Source organism: Dellaglioa sp. CoH-57-MRSF-19 (assembly GCF_056781975.1).
The window spans coordinates 1-341 of the sequence record NZ_JBXAXW010000200.1; the positions used below are offsets into that span (position 1 = coordinate 1).

Annotated in this window: 1 protein-coding gene; it reads right to left on the reverse strand. The window is 53.4% G+C overall.

Translation table 11 applies throughout. The features are described from left to right. Nucleotides 1-341: hypothetical protein (locus AC1RO3_RS08930; protein WP_481764071.1), on the reverse strand; the 341-nt coding region annotated here is incomplete at both ends.

Sequence of the window (341 nt, forward strand, 5' to 3'; positions counted from 1 at the left end):
CGAAGTTCGACCGAGCGTGAATGGAGCACCGGCCTCAGGCTTCGGAAGCGACCCACTGGAGCCAGAAACGGTGTTAAGCACGTCTTTCATCTTTGTGCTAAACACAGGGTCTTTCAGCTCGGATTCGGACAAAGCCGGGGTCTGTTCTTCTTGATCGCTGGTCAACAGCATCCGCTGCTCGTCGAAACGCGTTTGCGAAGTTTCCAGAAGTTGGACCAACAGTACATCCCAATTGCTGAGTGCAGTAAGGTCCAGCGTCTCTTCGTTAAGCTCGCCCAGATATGCAATCTCGCGCAGACTCGTCAGCTCATTTTTAAGGGCCCTGAGAGCCTTAGCTGTAC